17 protein-coding genes are annotated in these 16330 nt (G+C 35.8%); 13 read left to right on the top strand and 4 right to left on the bottom strand.

Annotation, left to right across the window (positions count from 1 at the left end; translation table 11 throughout):
- Positions 1-264 precede the first annotated feature (264 nt).
- Together C8C84_RS14590 and C8C84_RS14595 are read left to right on the top strand one after the other, a co-directional pair.
- Positions 265-3147, top strand: a complete 2883-nt coding sequence (locus C8C84_RS14590) for an ATP-binding protein (protein WP_121314349.1) — start codon at positions 265-267, stop codon at positions 3145-3147.
- Positions 3148-4126: 979 nt separating this feature from the next.
- Positions 4127-5047: a carboxypeptidase-like regulatory domain-containing protein gene (locus C8C84_RS14595; RefSeq protein WP_121314350.1), complete on the top strand. Its 921-nt coding sequence runs from the start codon at positions 4127-4129 to the stop codon at positions 5045-5047.
- Between the two features lie 78 nt (positions 5048-5125).
- Here the strand turns inward: C8C84_RS14595 and yaaA are convergent, their stop codons facing one another.
- Positions 5126-5884, bottom strand: coding sequence for a peroxide stress protein YaaA (gene yaaA, locus C8C84_RS14600; protein ID WP_121314351.1), 759 nt, complete (start codon positions 5882-5884; stop codon positions 5126-5128).
- A 201-nt stretch (positions 5885-6085) separates the two neighbouring features.
- Here yaaA and C8C84_RS14605 point away from each other — a divergent pair, with 201 nt between their 5' ends.
- The 4 genes from C8C84_RS14605 to C8C84_RS14620 all read left to right on the top strand — a co-directional run bounded on the left by C8C84_RS14605 (position 6086) and on the right by C8C84_RS14620 (position 8270).
- Positions 6086-6568, top strand: a complete 483-nt coding sequence (locus tag C8C84_RS14605) for a hypothetical protein (protein WP_121314352.1) — start codon at positions 6086-6088, stop codon at positions 6566-6568.
- Positions 6569-6689: 121 nt separating this feature from the next.
- Positions 6690-7145 (top strand): META domain-containing protein, encoded by a 456-nt coding sequence (locus C8C84_RS14610; RefSeq protein WP_121314353.1) that lies wholly within the window; start codon positions 6690-6692, stop codon positions 7143-7145.
- Between the two features lie 6 nt (positions 7146-7151).
- Positions 7152-7607 (top strand): hypothetical protein, encoded by a 456-nt coding sequence (locus C8C84_RS14615; protein WP_121314354.1) that lies wholly within the window; start codon positions 7152-7154, stop codon positions 7605-7607.
- 9 nt (positions 7608-7616) lie between these two features.
- A complete protein-coding gene (locus tag C8C84_RS14620; protein WP_121314355.1) occupies positions 7617-8270 on the top strand; it encodes a Pr6Pr family membrane protein in 654 nt (217 codons plus the stop codon).
- Here C8C84_RS14620 and C8C84_RS14625 read toward each other — a convergent pair.
- Positions 8236-9483 carry a hypothetical protein gene (locus C8C84_RS14625; RefSeq protein ID WP_147406873.1) on the bottom strand — a complete coding sequence of 416 codons (1248 nt, stop codon included), beginning with the start codon at positions 9481-9483 and terminating at the stop codon, positions 8236-8238. The two genes, C8C84_RS14620 and C8C84_RS14625, sit on opposite strands and share 35 nt — an antisense overlap.
- A gap of 111 nt (positions 9484-9594) precedes the next feature.
- Between C8C84_RS14625 and C8C84_RS14630 the strand changes: the two genes are divergently transcribed.
- From C8C84_RS14630 to C8C84_RS14650, 6 genes are all read left to right on the top strand, one after another.
- Positions 9595-10227, top strand: coding sequence for a hemolysin III family protein (locus C8C84_RS14630; protein WP_158592578.1), 633 nt, complete (start codon positions 9595-9597; stop codon positions 10225-10227).
- Between the two features lie 6 nt (positions 10228-10233).
- The gene (locus C8C84_RS14635) at positions 10234-11007 is read left to right on the top strand and encodes a sulfite exporter TauE/SafE family protein (protein ID WP_121314358.1); all 774 of its coding nucleotides are present in this window, start codon (positions 10234-10236) and stop codon (positions 11005-11007) included.
- A gap of 96 nt (positions 11008-11103) precedes the next feature.
- A complete protein-coding gene (locus tag C8C84_RS14640) occupies positions 11104-11472 on the top strand; it encodes a cupin (protein ID WP_121314359.1) in 369 nt (122 codons plus the stop codon).
- Positions 11473-11482: 10 nt separating this feature from the next.
- Positions 11483-11866 (top strand): hypothetical protein, encoded by a 384-nt coding sequence (locus C8C84_RS14645; RefSeq protein ID WP_121314360.1) that lies wholly within the window; start codon positions 11483-11485, stop codon positions 11864-11866.
- A gap of 76 nt (positions 11867-11942) precedes the next feature.
- Positions 11943-12110 (top strand): hypothetical protein, encoded by a 168-nt coding sequence (locus tag C8C84_RS17065; protein ID WP_158592579.1) that lies wholly within the window; start codon positions 11943-11945, stop codon positions 12108-12110.
- Between the two features lie 83 nt (positions 12111-12193).
- Positions 12194-12583 (top strand): DUF1398 domain-containing protein, encoded by a 390-nt coding sequence (locus C8C84_RS14650; RefSeq protein ID WP_121314361.1) that lies wholly within the window; start codon positions 12194-12196, stop codon positions 12581-12583.
- A gap of 51 nt (positions 12584-12634) precedes the next feature.
- Here C8C84_RS14650 and C8C84_RS14655 read toward each other — a convergent pair whose 3' ends face one another.
- On the bottom strand, positions 12635-13693 hold the full coding sequence (locus tag C8C84_RS14655) for an NAD(P)-dependent alcohol dehydrogenase (RefSeq protein WP_121314362.1): 1059 nt from the start codon (positions 13691-13693) through the stop codon (positions 12635-12637).
- 150 nt (positions 13694-13843) lie between these two features.
- Positions 13844-14608 (bottom strand): oxygenase MpaB family protein, encoded by a 765-nt coding sequence (locus C8C84_RS14660; protein ID WP_121314363.1) that lies wholly within the window; start codon positions 14606-14608, stop codon positions 13844-13846.
- Positions 14609-14804: 196 nt separating this feature from the next.
- Here C8C84_RS14660 and C8C84_RS14665 point away from each other — a divergent pair, with 196 nt between their 5' ends.
- Entirely contained in the window at positions 14805-16232 is a 1428-nt protein-coding gene (locus C8C84_RS14665) for an L-serine ammonia-lyase (RefSeq protein ID WP_121314364.1), read from the top strand.
- Positions 16233-16330 lie beyond the last annotated feature (98 nt).

Below are 16330 nucleotides of genomic sequence, written 5' to 3' on the forward strand. Positions count from 1 at the left end.
ATTATAGTTTACGTTTGCAAAAGCCTTTCGAAAGAGAGGCTTTTTTGTTAGCTAAGTTGTTGATAATTACAACCTCAAAAATCACAAACATTAAAAATTTGTAATATTTTTACATACAATGCTTTACTCAAAAAGTATGTTGCTATTAATTCTTACAAGTCTAAATTAGGAATAGATGTATGATAAAATAATACAACATATAAATTAGATAGCTGAAATGATTTTGACGTATAGAATATTCAACAACATATAGACAAAAATAAAATGATTAAATATTTAGAAAAATTACTTTATCAGAAAACCGAAGGAACTCAAAGCGAAATTTTATTTGCTCAATGGAATTATGATAAAAAAGTAATACCTACTGCGTTAAATGCTGTTTCTAATTTGTTTCCACATTACAGTCTTCATGACGAATCGCATTCAATTACAATAATTAACAACATAGTTAGAGTATTAGGCAAGGAAAAAATAGAGAACCTTTCCGCTATTGATATTTGGTTGATTTTAGAAGCTAGTTATAGTCACGACATTGGTATGGTGGTATCTAGCGAAAAACTCATAGAAGCTTTAGGCTCTAGTGATTTTATAGATTTTTTTATTGAAATTCAACAGGATAAAAAGAATGGTTTAAATGATTTTGCAAATCAATTCAAAATTGAAGAAAGAAAAATAAAATACAACTCAAGTGAATTAAACCTTGAATTTCACGATGGCATTAAATTTATCCTTGCTGAGTACTTTAGAAGAAAACATTCAGACAGATCAAAAGATATTATAATTAATCCTAAAGATGAGTTACAATTATCATCACCAAGAGGTGTAATTCCACAAAGAATTTTTAAAATATTGGCTGACATATGTTCAAGTCATACAAAAAACTTTGATGATGTAATGAAATTGCCTTTTTGTGAAGTTGGGATTGATATTGAAGATTCACATCCAAGATTCATTTCTTGTCTCTTAAGGATTGGTGATTTATTAGACTTGGATAACAATAGGTTTTCTGAGGTGATGTTAAGAACATTAAGTAAAATACCTATAGACACATTAAATCATAAAGCAAAACACCTTTCAATAGAATCATTTAGAGTTGATAATGAAATAATTGAAGTTGAAGCTAAATGTTTTGATTATGACACTGCAAATATTACTCAACATTGGTTCAATTATTTAAATTCTGAAATAACTCAACAAATGATTAATTGGAACAAAATTGTTCCTTTTAAAGAATTCGGTTATTTACCTACCATTGGGAATTTAAAGGTAGAACTTTTAAATTATGATTATATTGATGGTAAAAAGAAACCAAAATTTTCAGTAGATACTGATAAAGCGCTGGAATTATTACAAGGCGCTGGTATTTACGAAGGTGCTTATCAATGTATTCGAGAAATTTTACAAAATGCTGTTGATGCATCATTATTGAGAATTTGGCTGGAGTATAAAGATGAATTGGATTTAGTATCTCCAAATACGATTGATTTCAATAAAATTACAAAACAATTTGCAATTAATGTAGAAATAAACGAAAAGGAAGTAATTGGTGATAATAAAATTTGGGAATTCAGTATTACTGATAAAGGAATCGGTTTATCAACATACGATTTAAACTATTTGATGAATACAGGAAGTTCATCAAAAAATCGTAAAAAATTAAATATTATTGATACAATGCCAATATGGCTTCGTCCTTCTGGAACTTTTGGAATTGGTTTTCAAAGTATATTTATGCTTACAGAGCAAGTAAACATAGAAACTAAAAGTTTTTTTAATGAAGAATTTCAAATTATAGAACTTAATAGTCCAAACTCCATTAAAGATGGAGGGATTCTAGTACAAAAGAAAAAAACAAGTCATAAAATAAAGCCTAGTACAAAACTATCATTTAATCATAAAACTAAGGCAATCCCAGATAGTTGGTCAATAAAAAGTGAACATAAAAATGCTAGCAGAATTGCTCATAATTATGATCCTTTCTCACATGAATCTTTAGATATAGAATTAGGAAAAATATTCGACGAAATATTTGATTTCTCATTAAAAAGCTATATTCCAATTAAGTTGCATCTTAATAAAACTGAAATTGATACACATAGCAATAAAAATAAATTCAAATATTTTGATGAAGAAAATTCATTGGAATTAAATATCCATCATGGTAAAAAAGAAAATGGTTGGAGAGTTGTCACTTATTATAAAAATCAAAAAGCGGACAATAGTCTTAATACAATGTTTTTAGGTTTTGAATTAAATATTCACAAACACAAAGCCTCAGAGGTTTTAACCTTAAATCGAAATAAGATTAAACCTGAATACAATCACAAATTAAGAGAACAACTTTTCACAAGTGCCTTCAAAGTAATTATTGAAAACTTTTTTGAAATATTTCAGGATGAAGAGTCCAGAAGTATTGGAAGTATGTTTTTAAATTATTACCATAATTATTATAATTTTTTAGGACATTTCGACATTAAAAAATTTAATCAATGGCAGAAACTAAAAATAGCTGTTGCAGACAAAAGTATTGAAATGTATAAACTTCTTAATAGTATTGAGACAGTAAAATTAGTTTATGACAATAGAGATTATTTAAAATACGGTGATCTTTATGAATTAAAAGGAAAAGAACTTATCATCAACTTTAGAGGAACAAGACCTGCGTATGATTATACTACTTTTCTTTTACATAAAATAAGTGAAGTTATGTCTTCAATAGTAAAAATTGAAAATGTTGAAACTAGTTTAAAAGAAATTTATTTTTCAAAAAAGAAACAAAAAAGTTCTGTAAATGAATCCGAAATAAAAAAGATTTTAATCAAAACCAAAACAAGTTTTTATTCGTCAAGAAGTATTATTCCATGTACAGAAAAATACCTCAAATTAAGATTAAATGATAATGCAAATGAAAGTTATGTATATCAATATGTATTTGATTATAATATTAATTTACCCTATCCAAAGATGCTTTCTCCATTTATTTCATGTGAAGGTGAAAATGACATTACTAATCTAGAAATTGTATTAAACGACAAACTTTATGAATGGGTTTATAAAAATAGATATGATAGTAAAACAAAATTAATTGAGATAAAAAATAGTTACGAAGAATTTATTAAAGAATTTAAAATTGAAGAACTAAATTAGTATAATCACCCAGATAACATATGTTAAAACTCATGGCTAGTTTTTCGGTAAGTTGCCCGACAGCGAGGATTTACAATCCGTGCCTAAAAAACATCAAACCTTTAAAAAGGTAGAGGGCTTGAACAGTTTCCCGTCCGCGCCCTCATACAACTTGTAGCAGGAACGGAACGTTAATTTTCCGTTCCTGCGTTTATTATAATACAAATGTAAACAAAACATTTATATCTTTATGAAAGAAAGGATCTCATAGAACCTAAACAGTTCTGATGAGGCAATCAGTTCTACTAAGCGAAAGAAGTCACTCTTTCGCTTTTTTTTTTATAAAAGCCACCAAAACCCAACAGCCCAGATTTACAATCCGTGAAAATCTGTCTAATCTGTGTTATCCGTGGCCAAAAACTTTGCAACACATAACAGCGCTATTTTAAACCCAAAAAGTGCCTGTCAAACATCGAAAAGTACCTAACAAAACCCGAAAAGTGCTGAACAAAACCCGAAAAGTACCTAACAAACATCGAAAAGTGCTTGTCTAAGTTCGAAAAGTGCGTAACGAAACACGAAAAGTGCCTAACAAAACCCGAAAAGTGCCTGAGTAACATCAAAAAGTGCCTGAGCCTCTTCAAAAAGTGCTGATGCATTTCGTAAAAAGCCCAAAACCTTCCCCAAAACACACATTTTAAACCATTTATGCCTTTTCACGACGTTTTTTTGTCAAAAATATCTTCCTACAATCGCAACAATCGTCATTATTACAAAAAAGCACGACAACAAATCTTACATTTTGTTAAAAATACTTTAAAACCAACAAGTTAAAAAATAATTTTGTTACGATATTCTTACAATATAATTCAAAACACTAACAATACAATAAAAATGTATTTTCTGTCATTTTTCATTTGTTTCGTACGAAAATATTTCTATAACTTTGACCCGAAGATAGAACCCAAATCTATCACAGTATTAACTTAATTTGTTTATTATGAATCAATTACAAGAGCGCAAACGCTCCATGTACTACGTTGTCGAAGATTTTCTGGCAACCGTACCAGCGGCTACTTTAGCCACACTACCACAGTTTGAAAACAACCTTGTGCTATTTACCGATACGGTTGGACTCATCAGAGCCGAAAGCGAAAGCCAAACAACGAACCGCATTGGGTATAGAATTGTAAAAGACGATTTGAAACTAACCATGACGCGAGAAGCCATTGACGTTGCCACACGCATTAGAGCCTATGCCATTAACGAAGGGAACACTGTACTGCGCGAAGAGATGAATCAAAGGATGAGTAATCTTTATAAAAGAGCTGACACGGTGTGTGCCGATATCTGTTGGTTTATCCACGGCAAAGGCACGGAGCTCTTAGCCGATGTTGATCCCTATGGCGTAAAACAAGACATGCTCGATGAACTTAGCGCCAGTATCACCGAGTATGTTGCTTATATCCCCAAACCAAGGGCCGGTATTGTAGAACGCAAACAAGCCACCGCCGAAATGCAGCAACTGTTTGCCAACAGCGACAGCATCCTTAAAACAATGGATGCACTCATGACCATGCTACAGTTTACCGACCCCGAAGTATACAAAAGCTATTTCTCGAGCCGAAAAATCATTCGTCCCGGCTATCGCACACTTTCCCTGCGCGGCCTAGTGACAGACGCCGAAGGTTTACCTATTGCAAAAGCCAATGTAATCATAGAGAACGCCAACATTTATAGAAAAACAACAGACGTTGGCGGCTTTGAAATAAAAGACCTCGCCAGCGGTATGTATACCGTAACCATTAACAAGCCGGGCTTTGTAGAAATGCGCACCGTAGTAGCCGTTACTGCTACTCAACGCAGCGAAATAAATATTGTCCTTTCAGAAGTGGCAAACAAAACCGCGAAAGTAGCTTAGTAATTAGATACCACTCAATAATGCGGAAAAGCACCTTGTAATGAGGTGCTTTTTTTGTTTTGTAAACCTGAGTTTAGGTTATCGTGTAAAAACCAACGTATTCCCTTTACTCAAATTAGCATCAAAGGCATAGCCTTCGTAGTTAAATCCTTTTAAATCATCAATAGTTTCCGCGTTAGTGTCTATAATATAACGCACCATCATGCCTCTCGCTTTTTTGGCAAAAAAACTAATCATCTTGAGTTTGCCGTCTTTATAGTCTTTGAATTCCGGCGTAATAACCGGCACTTTCAACGTCTTAGTATCCACCGCGCTAAAGTATTCATTACTCGCCAAGTTGATAAACAGTTCGTCTTTTTGCAATTCGTCATTCAAGGCTTTGGTAATGGTTTTTTTCCAGAACTCATAAAGGTTTTTGCTTTTACCAATCGCCATAGACGTTCCCATTTCCAGTCGGTACGCCTGCATTAAATCTAACGGTTTGAGCAAGCCATACAACCCTGATAAAATGCGGAGCTTGTCTTGTAACACCGCTAACTTCTCTTCGGGCAAAGTATAAATGTCCAAACCAATATATACATCACCATCAAAAGTAAAAATGGCCGGTCTGGCATTCTCAGTAGTAAACGGCGTATGCCATTCTTGATTGCGTTGCCAATTGAGGTCTGCCAACTTATCCGAAATGTCCATAAGTTCCATCAGCTGCTTGGGCTTTTTCTTCTTCAACGTTTTCTGAATCGTTTCGGCTTGTTTCAAAAACAAAGGTTGCGTACTGGCAACAGCGGGAATTTCTTTCTCAAAATTAAGTGACTTGGCGGGCGATATAACAATCTTCATGTGGTATACTTTATAGGAATCAAAAATACTAATTCGGGAACTAAAATCATATACGGAAAAATGATTTATTTTGATGTCACTATTGGCAAATCTTATAAATATTGACCAAAATCATATAACACCACAACGGCTTCGCCTCCATACATTTGCAATAGTAAAACCTTGACAAACCCATTTTACCCTACTAAAAATCAATGCCTTATGAAAAGAGCTTTTATGTTTTGCCGTGTATTGCTAGTGATTTTCTTCGTCAGTTCGTTGACGCTTGTGTCCTGTAAAAGTAAAAAAACCGCCGTGGAGAAAACCACAGAAATCGTAAAACCCGTAGAAGTAGCGGCAGTGAAAAAAGACCGGGCTTATGATTTAGGCAAAAGACTGTTAGAAACCTGCAACACTTCGCGCTTCAAAGCCTTTAGCACTACAGAAGCTACAGATAAGGTTCGCCAAAACGCTACTAAGGAAAAGATATCCATCATTTGCAAAAAGATAAACCTAAGAAACGGTCGGTTTCAAGGGCTTAGCCTCATTGACGTTACCCATAACAAAATTACCGATGAATATACTTTTCGCTACAACATTGATTACGAAAAGAAACTATACAAACGCGAACTTTATGTAACGGTTGACACCGATAATAAGGTCTCCGCCATTGCTACCAAAGAAATCAACCCCAAACCAATGTAACGATTGCCTTGGGCCTAAAGTACTATCGCTTAGTTCTTTTAACCCATTGTCTTTATCGGGTAATGCTTTTTTTGCTAAATTTGAGTGTTGTAATCCTTTCCATTTTTAAAATACAAACGCCATGACTAAAAAAGCAGTCTTATTGTGTACCTTATTTTCGATATTGTTTTCAGCTTGTTGCGCTACTAAAACCAACGACGTCAAAACAACCACCGGCAAAACTGCATTTTATGACGATGCCTGGGAACTCGAATACATTTCGGGAACACGCATTGCGTTTGAAGGTTTGTATCCGGAAAAGAAGCCTTATATCATGTTCAAAGATATATCCAATGAATTCAGCGGCAACACCAGTTGCAATGGCTATAGCGGCAAATACACTAAGAAAGAAAATAGCATCCAATTTGGTGATGCCATCAAAACCATGATCTTCTGCGAAGGCGGTGGCGAAGAAGCTTTTCTTAAAATGCTGGGAAAAGTAAACAAATTTGCCATTGACAGCGACAATAAATTACTGTTACTGATGGATGATGTTCCGATGATGCGTTTTAAAAAGATTGCTAAACCTCAACAATAACCTGTGATGAAAAAATCTATCTTCTTGCTCCTGGCCTTGCCACTATTACTCGTTGGCTGTAAAAAAAATGAAGTGGTTGTTTTTGGAGAACCGGTTACAGTGAAACCAACCACCGTTTCCCCCGAAGCATGTTATGTTTATGACAAAGACGGTACTGCTATTTCCTTACAAATAAAAACTACCGGCGAAGAGGTAACAGGCACTATGGAGTATGCTATTGCAGAAAAAGACAAAAACACCGGCGCAATAAAAGGAAAATGGACCAAAGACATACTATTACTTGACTATACTTTTCAATCAGAAGGAACAGAAAGCACACGCCAAGTGGCTTTTCAACTGAAAGACAACCAACTCATTGAAGGTTATGGCGAAATGAATGAAGACGGCACAAAATTCAAAGATGCTTCTCAGCTGACATTCACCTCAACCATGCCCTTAAGTAAAACCGATTGTCCTAAATAATTGGTTTTGATGTCCGATTCTCTAAAAGATAAAGCTATTTTTATAGGTGCCGCTTTAGGTTGGTTTGCAGTTATCATGCAGTTTGTCTTGATGATGCAAAACAGAGTCGAATCATTAACCGAAACCACGATACGGTTTTTTAGTTTCTTTACCATACTAACCAATAGTTTGGTGGCTTTATACTTTTCGGTGCTGTGGTACAAAAAGCCAACTTCACTCCTCGCCCGATTTGTAAAACCCGGCTTTCTTACTGCTATAACGCTCTACATTACGATTGTCAGCGTGGTATATCAATTTGTATTGCGCGGTATTTGGGAACCCACAGGCATGCAAAGACTGGTAGATGAAATGCTTCACACCATCATTCCGATTTACGTCGTGGTGTTTTGGTTTATCTATGAAAACAAAATGAGCGTTGCTTGGAAATCAATTCCAAGTTGGTTGCTTTATCCCTTTTCATACTTAGTCTTTATTCTTTTCAGAGGATATCTTTCAGGGTTTTATCCTTATCCGTTTGTCAATGTCACCGAATTGGGTTTAGAGAAAGTCCTAGTCAATAGTGGAGCTTTGGTCTTTGCCTTTTTGGTATTGGCTTTTGTTTTTGTCGGGATTGGAAAGTCGATGAAGTTTAAAACGCCCAATAATACAACTCCGGATTCTTAACCTTACTCACATCCAAAACTGCATTTTTATCATACGCTTTCCAAGGTGAATTGGCGAAGAAATACAACTTGTTTCCCACCATGGTAGCCAAAGCCGGTTCGTCAAATTCAGGACGATTGTTATCGAGAATGCGGAAACTTTCGATTCCGTTTTGAGCACTATTCAAGTTCAACTGTGTTAGTCTTATCGGTGCTACGCCATTTTGCACGGCTATCAATTTGTTCTTGTAAAACACCAAGCCGTCAATGCCTTTACCAATAGTTCCTTCGGGAAGTTGTAACCAAGTTTTAGATAAAGTTTTCACATCAACCACCGCAATTCCTTTCAAATAATCGGCAACGAAAAGTTGGTCTTCTTGATTATTCATCGTTATACCTTGCAGATTAAACCCATCTTTTTCAAAAGATACCCATGGTTTCATTTCCTCGTTTTCAATCTTGTAAAGCATTGGTTTGGCACTGTCTGAAACATACACCACATTGTTTTTAGTCACCAATAAATCCCCGAAAACGTGATGGCCTTCTACCGTAAAACGCCTTACGATTTGCTTGGTTTTGATATCTACTTTCAGGATTTCAGCTTTGCCCTCAAATTCTTTTGAGAAATTCTCCATTTCCGGTATAGCCGAAGTCGCTACCCATAAGTATTGCTCTTTGGCATCGGCTTTCATGGCAAAAACAGCTAACATATTGGCTTCTGCCAACCAATCTTTACAAACTCCGGTTTTACGATCAAAAGAAACAATCTTTCTTTTGTGAATACTAGACGCTAACCACGTTTTGGCTTTCGCCAAATAAGTAACACCTTCAGGATGCAAAGTCGTTTCAGACAAGGTGACCGCTTTATTAGAATGGGCAATCAAAGTATTCTGATTAGATTTTAAGGCCAGAACAGCCTTAAAACCTTCGGTGTTTTGTATCGAACTGAAATCGGTGTCTTTCTCGAATTCGGTGGTATTGTTCATTAAAACCAATCGCTTTAAAACTGCCAAAGAAGCATCGGTTTTGCCGTTCAAAGCATAAGCAGAAGCGAGATTGTAAGTAAACGTTGGATGAAAAGGTCTAAGACTGTCGAGTGTTTTAGTCAACTTTAAAAAAGTAACGTAATCTTTCGCTTCATAAGCTTTGACACTGTTGTTGAACATTTCTCTTTGCGATTGCGCCGAAACAAAAGGGCTGATCAGCCATAAAAGTAATAGTAGAGACTTTTTCATGATGGTAAATTTTAAACAATAAAGGTTTGACGCAGAAAATGATAATTTATTACAATGGTCTTGAAATCCTTTTGCATTTTGACTATTTTTACGCAACACATTATAACTACAATGAAACACCGTAATCAAACCCGCAAAGAAGAATTGGCCAACGCCATTTCGCATGGTTTGGGTGTGCTGTTTTGTATTATCGCCATGCCGATTGTTTTGGCTATTACTTATGACAGTAACGATTTAAGCACTTTCTATTCGGTGGCGGCTTTTGCCATCGGGATGTTTTTAGTGTATAGTTGTTCTACTTTTTATCATTTTGTTCAAAAAGAGAAGTCGAAAAACTTACTTAAAATAGCCGATCACATCAGTATTTATTTTCTCATTGCCGGCACTTATACGCCATTGATGATAAAATACCTGCCTTCAGAAACAGCTTTTATCTTTCTTACCACGATGTGGACAGTGGTTTTCTTGGGCATGTTTTTCAAAATCTTTTTCATCAACAGGTTTGAATGGTTGTCAGTTGTTCTTTATTTGATAATGGGCTGGATGATTGTTTTTGTGATAAAGCCTTTAATCGACACCGTTCCGTTGGAAGTCTTTTGGTGGATATTGTCCGGTGGATTGAGTTATACTATTGGCGTTTATTTTTATGTCAAAAGTTATAAACTGTATTTTCATACTATTTGGCACGGCTTTGTTTTATTGGGAACAATACTTCATTTTATAGCGATATATAAAAGCCTTTAATTTATCATGGAAATCTTTATCATTTGTGTTGTTGCGTTTATTGCTGCTATTCTGACCTTCTTTTCCGGATTTGGATTGGGAACCATCTTAACGCCTGTATTCATGATTTTCTTCCCGGTTAATATTGCCATCGGATTAACAGGCGTAGTTCATTTTTTTAATAATGTCTTCAAATTGATTTTAGTTGGCAAAAAAGCCGACAAAAATGTTGTTTTGCGTTTTGGAATTCCTGCAATAATAGCGGCGGCTTTAGGTTCGTGGTTGTTGTCAAACATTTCAGATATAGCACCACTTTTTACCTATAGTCTTTTTAACAGAACCTTTGAAGTCTTTCCGGTGAAGTTCATCTTGGCAGTGTTGTTAATCATTTTTGCTTGTCTTGACCTTATACCCTATTTCAGCAAATTGGAATTTGGCAAAGAAAAGTTACCGCTTGGTGGCCTCTTAAGTGGTTTCTTTGGCGGATTGACTGGGGTTCAAGGTGCATTGCGCAGTGCTTTTCTTATCAAAGCCGGATTGTCTAAAGAATCTTTTATCGCTACGACTGTTGTGGTTTCTACTTTTGTTGACGTTACTCGTTTGAGTGTTTACACCACACGATTTGACAAAGCCGAATTAACCGATAACATGACCTTGGTGATTTGTGCGACTCTATCAGCAATTGTTGGTGCTTACATTGGTAACAAATTATTGAAAAAGGTCACCTTGCATTTTGTAAAAATCACAGTAGCCATATTACTAATCCTTCTTTCAATTGGATTAGGTTCAGGATTGTTATAATGCTCTTTCTACATTAATGTAGGAATTATAAAAACAATCCCAAGAATTTTACAACGGACTAACAAATGGAATGCTAGACCTTTACTTAAAAATCACATGCAAACCGTTGTTCATACCGCCAAGCTTTTAAGAAATGAAAAAGAAGTTCCTAAATCAATTGCCCATATCATTATTGAAATCGTTGAATATGTTCCGCATAGCATAGCGCGTAAAACCATCATAGAGAATGAAAACAATAGCTTGACTGCGGTTTCATTTGATGAAGGGGAAATATTTTGCGAAAAGACCACGGAATATGATACCTATATACAAGTAATTGATGGCAATGCCGATTTGACTATGGGTAAAAAAGACATAAAACTCAAGTTAGGCGAAAGCATAATAATTCCGGAAAACACCCTGTTCTGTTTTATTGCTAATGAACCTTTTAAAGTGACGATAACCATCATTAAAAACTCCATTTAACTCTTTCATAATGGCCAAAAAAAATACAGCAGAACAACTCAAAGAAGTACGCGAAGGGGTTAATGAAAATCAAAAAGCATTGGAAAAATGTCATAATGATTTAAAAATTGCGAACAAAAAGGTAGACAAGAGTATCGTCGATAAGGAAAAGGTATCGATAGCCCTAAAAAGTGATTTGGAAGAAATGATGTTCACCATCTCACATAGAGTTAGAAGTTCGGTAGCCAATATCTTAGCCATTTCCACTTTAATTAATGAAGATGACACCATTGAAGCTGACGAACTCAAAGAAATGATTAATATTATTTTCACCTCAGCAGAATCGTTAAATAAAGCTACTGAAGAGTTATCAAAATTCATTCGAAACCGAAAAAACAAATTACAGCCTAAATAACTTTTTAACAATTTCATAATCCACAGTATACTTTTAAAAGTAAAAAATATTTTATCTTTATATAAAACTGAAAATCATGGAAATCAATTGGATTGTAATCGTAATCGTAGCAATCGTTGCTTTAGGATTAGTTGCCTACTTGGTTCGTCAAAATCAAAAAGACAAAAAAAAGGTGACCAAATATTTCAATGCCAATCCTTCTGAATTGAGCGAAGAGGAAGAAGAACTGAACAACCTGAGATAAACCAAACTGACCGATATACCAACTTCTTGCCTATTCTTGCGATGGTCTTTTTTTGTATTTTAGCTTAATCTAAAATCAAAAGCATGTTTACTATAGAGCAAATCAAAGTCGCGCATTCCAAAGTAAAATCGGGTGCCGATTTTCCCAATTATGTTCAAGACCTTATTCAATTGGGTGTAACCCATTATGAAGCCTTTGTTATCGACGGACATACCGATTATTTTGGCAAAGCCGATTATAAAACTTCTTCAACGGCAAAGTATGAAGCTTTAATTTTAGCCGATGAAAATAACATCGACCAATTCACAGCCGACTTAAAAGCACACCAACAAGGTAAAACTGATTATATGACTTTTTGCAATGACGCTGCCAAATCCGGTGTTGAAAAATGGGTAGTTTGTATGGACAAAATGACTTGTGCTTATTATGACAAAGCCGGAAAAGAAATGCTGGTGGAAATAATTCCGGGTTAAAAACAAAAAAAGCAGCTGTCGCTGCTTTTTCTATTTATTATCCTTTTATACCTATTCTTTCAAAGAAGCCATATCAATTACAAAACGGTAACGCACATCGCTTTTTAGCATTCTTTCATAAGCCTCATTAATATCTTGCATTTTGATGATTTCTATTTCCGAAACAATGTTGTGCTTACCACAAAAATCAAGCATTTCTTGTGTTTCAGCGATTCCGCCAATTAAAGAAGCGGCAACTGATTTTCTTCCCATAATCATTGGAACCGTATTCAAAATTGGCTCTAATCCGCCCAAATAACCGACCAAAACCAACGTTCCACTAATTCCTAAAGTCCCGATATAAGGATTCACGTCATGTACATAAGGAACCGTATCAATGATCACATCAAATTTTCCGGCTACCGAATCCATTTGAGCTTCATCTGTAGAAATGATTACGGCATCAGCGCCTAAGTCTTTAGCATCTTTTTCTTTATCAGGCGTTCTGGAGAAAAGGGTTACTTCGGCCCCTAAACCTTTCGCCAATTTGATAGCCATGTGACCTAATCCGCCAAGACCTACTACGGCAACTTTAGTGCCTTTGCCTACATTCCAATGGCGTAATGGTGACCATGTGGTAATTCCGGCACAAAGAAGCGGCGCCACAGCAGCCAAATCTAAATTAGCCGGCACTTTTAATACAAAATGTTCATCGACTACAATTTTTTGAGAATAACCACCATGAGTGGGTTGATTTAAATGCTTATCAAATCCGCCATAAGTTCCTGTCCAACCGTTTAAGCAGTATTGTTCTAAGTCTTTTTCGCAACTACTACAAGTTCTGCAAGAGTCTACTAAGCAACCTACGGCAGCAAAATCGCCTACTTTAAGGTTGGTTACTCCACTTCCTACTCGAGTTATTTTACCCACGATTTCGTGTCCGGGCACAACCGGATAAGTAGTCATTCCCCAATCGTTCTTTGCAAAATGCAAATCAGAATGGCACACGCCGCAATACATAATTTCGATTTCAATATCTTTAGCTAAAACGTCTCTGCGTTCGATAGTCATTTCGGCCAAAGGAGCATCCGAAGCACCCGTACCATAAGCTTTTACATTTGTTGTTGCCATTTTTTATATAGTTAATTGTTTGATTATGAATTATCCTTTAAAGGTAAGTAAAATTTGATTTACAATATCTTCTCTAATCTTTTTTATATATTAGTTATAACAATAAATTCACTTTCAACTAATTGATTTTAATATTAATATTTCCTGTTTTTAACCTTTGTACACCTCCAACTCATTGATTTGGTCTTTATAGTCAGCTGGAAGTAAGATGCCTTTGAGTAGCCAATCCATTTTCATCAATCTGCTCACTTTATACACGGGCACTATAGGCGTCAGCAATGAAAAATCACTAAAGTCTAATAAGGTTTTGACTCTATCCGGACACACTAATTTTTGACCTTCAATCAACACTTTAAAACGCATGACACCAAGGTGTTTTTTATATTGTTTAAAAAGATCAGCTGTAAACTCACTTTTTTGCAAGTCAGCGATTAAATGGGCTTCTCTTACCGGAAGCCATTCGATATAATTCGATGGCAGTTCTTTCAATCCCATTCTGAGACCAACGCGGTAAAAAACATTATACACCTCTTCCTTTTCTGCGTCGGTTAGCTTTTCTTCGAGCAACTCGTGGGCCGAAATCGAATAATGTATCAACATAAATAATACATCTCGGTAAGCCCAATCAGGTATGGTAGCACCACGATTTTCTTCTACAGCAGAATGTATTTTCCGCATCGTATCAATGGCTTTATTCGCTTCGACCATAGGCGAAAACACTATCATTTTGGCATATCTTACCGTAGAAAACAATCGACCTAAAGGATCCGAAGGCAACTTACCCGTAAAATAAAGCCAATCAACTGCTTTATTCAAAGCAAATTCTGCCGCCGCGCCGGCAAAAATGAAAAGTATCGTATCACTCTTTCCCCAAATTTTTCTCACTACCGAATGTTGTTCCACAAATAATTCCATAACGTACAATTGATTTTAAGCTAAATTACAAATAATTTTAATTCAAAGCACTTTGTTTTTCAAAGTTTATTTTTTTTACAAACAATAACTGTCATACCAATTCATTTGTCTTGAAAAAACCAGAAAATCCAAAACCTAAACCCTGTCAACTGTACACTAATTTCAATATCTTTGTCTCAACTAAATCGATATAGTAATGGAAGAATGCATTTCGGTATTTGATATGCTTAAAATTGGTGTCGGACCATCTAGTTCTCACACACTTGGCCCATGGCGAGCCGCAGAACGTTTTTTAAACGAGTTAAAAGAGGACAATCAATTAGATAAAATCACTCATGTAAAAGTAGATTTATACGGTTCGTTATCCCTAACGGGTAAAGGTCACGCGACTGATTATGCTGTAATGCTCGGATTAAGCGGTCAAGATCCGGAATATATTCCGGTGCAAAATATCGATAGTATCATTCAATCAATTGCTAAAACACACCAAATCAATTTGGCAAACGCTTTAGTAATCACTTTCAACCCTGAAACAGATATTGTTTTCAACAAGAACTTTCTGCCGTTTCATGCCAATGGAATGACTTTTACAGCCACTACCAATGACGGTCAAGAAATCATTTCTACCTTCTACTCTATCGGTGGCGGATTTGTGGTTAAAGAAGAGCGCGTTAATGCCCAAAAGAAACACCAAATCAAGTGTGCGTTTCCCTTTCCAATTCAAAATGCGGAAGAATTATTACAATACACGATAAAAGAAAACAAATTGATTTCCGAGATTGTCTATGCCAATGAAATCTCTATGCGTCCCGAAGCAGAAGTCCATAGCGAACTCATGCGCATTTGGAACACTATGCTCGAATGCATGTTTATTGGTTGTCACTCTGAAGGAATTCTTCCCGGCGGTTTGAACGTACGCCGTCGTGCTTTTGACATGCATCAAGGTTTGATTGGATTATCCAATTACAATTCGCCACAAGAATGGCTTGAATGTATTAGAAAAACCGAAGTAAAATTTCGCCAAATCCTCAAATGGGTAAGTTGTTTTGCTTTAGCAGTCAACGAGGTGAACGCCGCCTTAGGTAGAGTAGTTACAGCACCAACAAACGGTAGCGCAGGAGTTATTCCTGCCGTATTAATGTACTACTTAGTCATCGAAAACCACCAAGCCGACGAAAAGCAAATCAAACAATTTTTAATGGTGGCCGGAGAAATCGGTAGTATCTTCAAAAAAGGTTCAACCATCTCCGCTGCAATGGGAGGTTGTCAAGCCGAAATAGGCGTTTCTTCCGCTATGGCGGCCGGAGCTTTGTGCGAAGTCATGGGCGGAACACCGGATCAAGTTTTAATGGCTGCCGAAATCGCCATGGAACATCACTTGGGCTTAACCTGTGATCCAATTGGCGGATTGGTGCAAATTCCGTGCATCGAAAGAAATACCATGGGTGCTATAAAAGCTATAAACGCTGCAGAATTGGCTATGGAAACTGATGCTAAAAACGCCAAAGTTCCTTTAGACAAAGTAATCGATACGATGTGGCAAACGGCTAAAGACATGAACTCCAAGTACAAAGAAACTTCTGAAGGCGGTTTAGCTGTGGCTGTAAACATGGCAGATTGCTAAATAATTCATTCATTTAAATGAATGAATTATGCAATTTTTTTCAACAATAGTATAATGGTATCTTAGGCAGATAATAGTAGTTTCGTTTATTAGAATTA

The sequence above is a fragment of the Flavobacterium sp. 102 genome (genome assembly GCF_003634615.1).
Lineage (GTDB): Bacteria > Bacteroidota > Bacteroidia > Flavobacteriales > Flavobacteriaceae > Flavobacterium.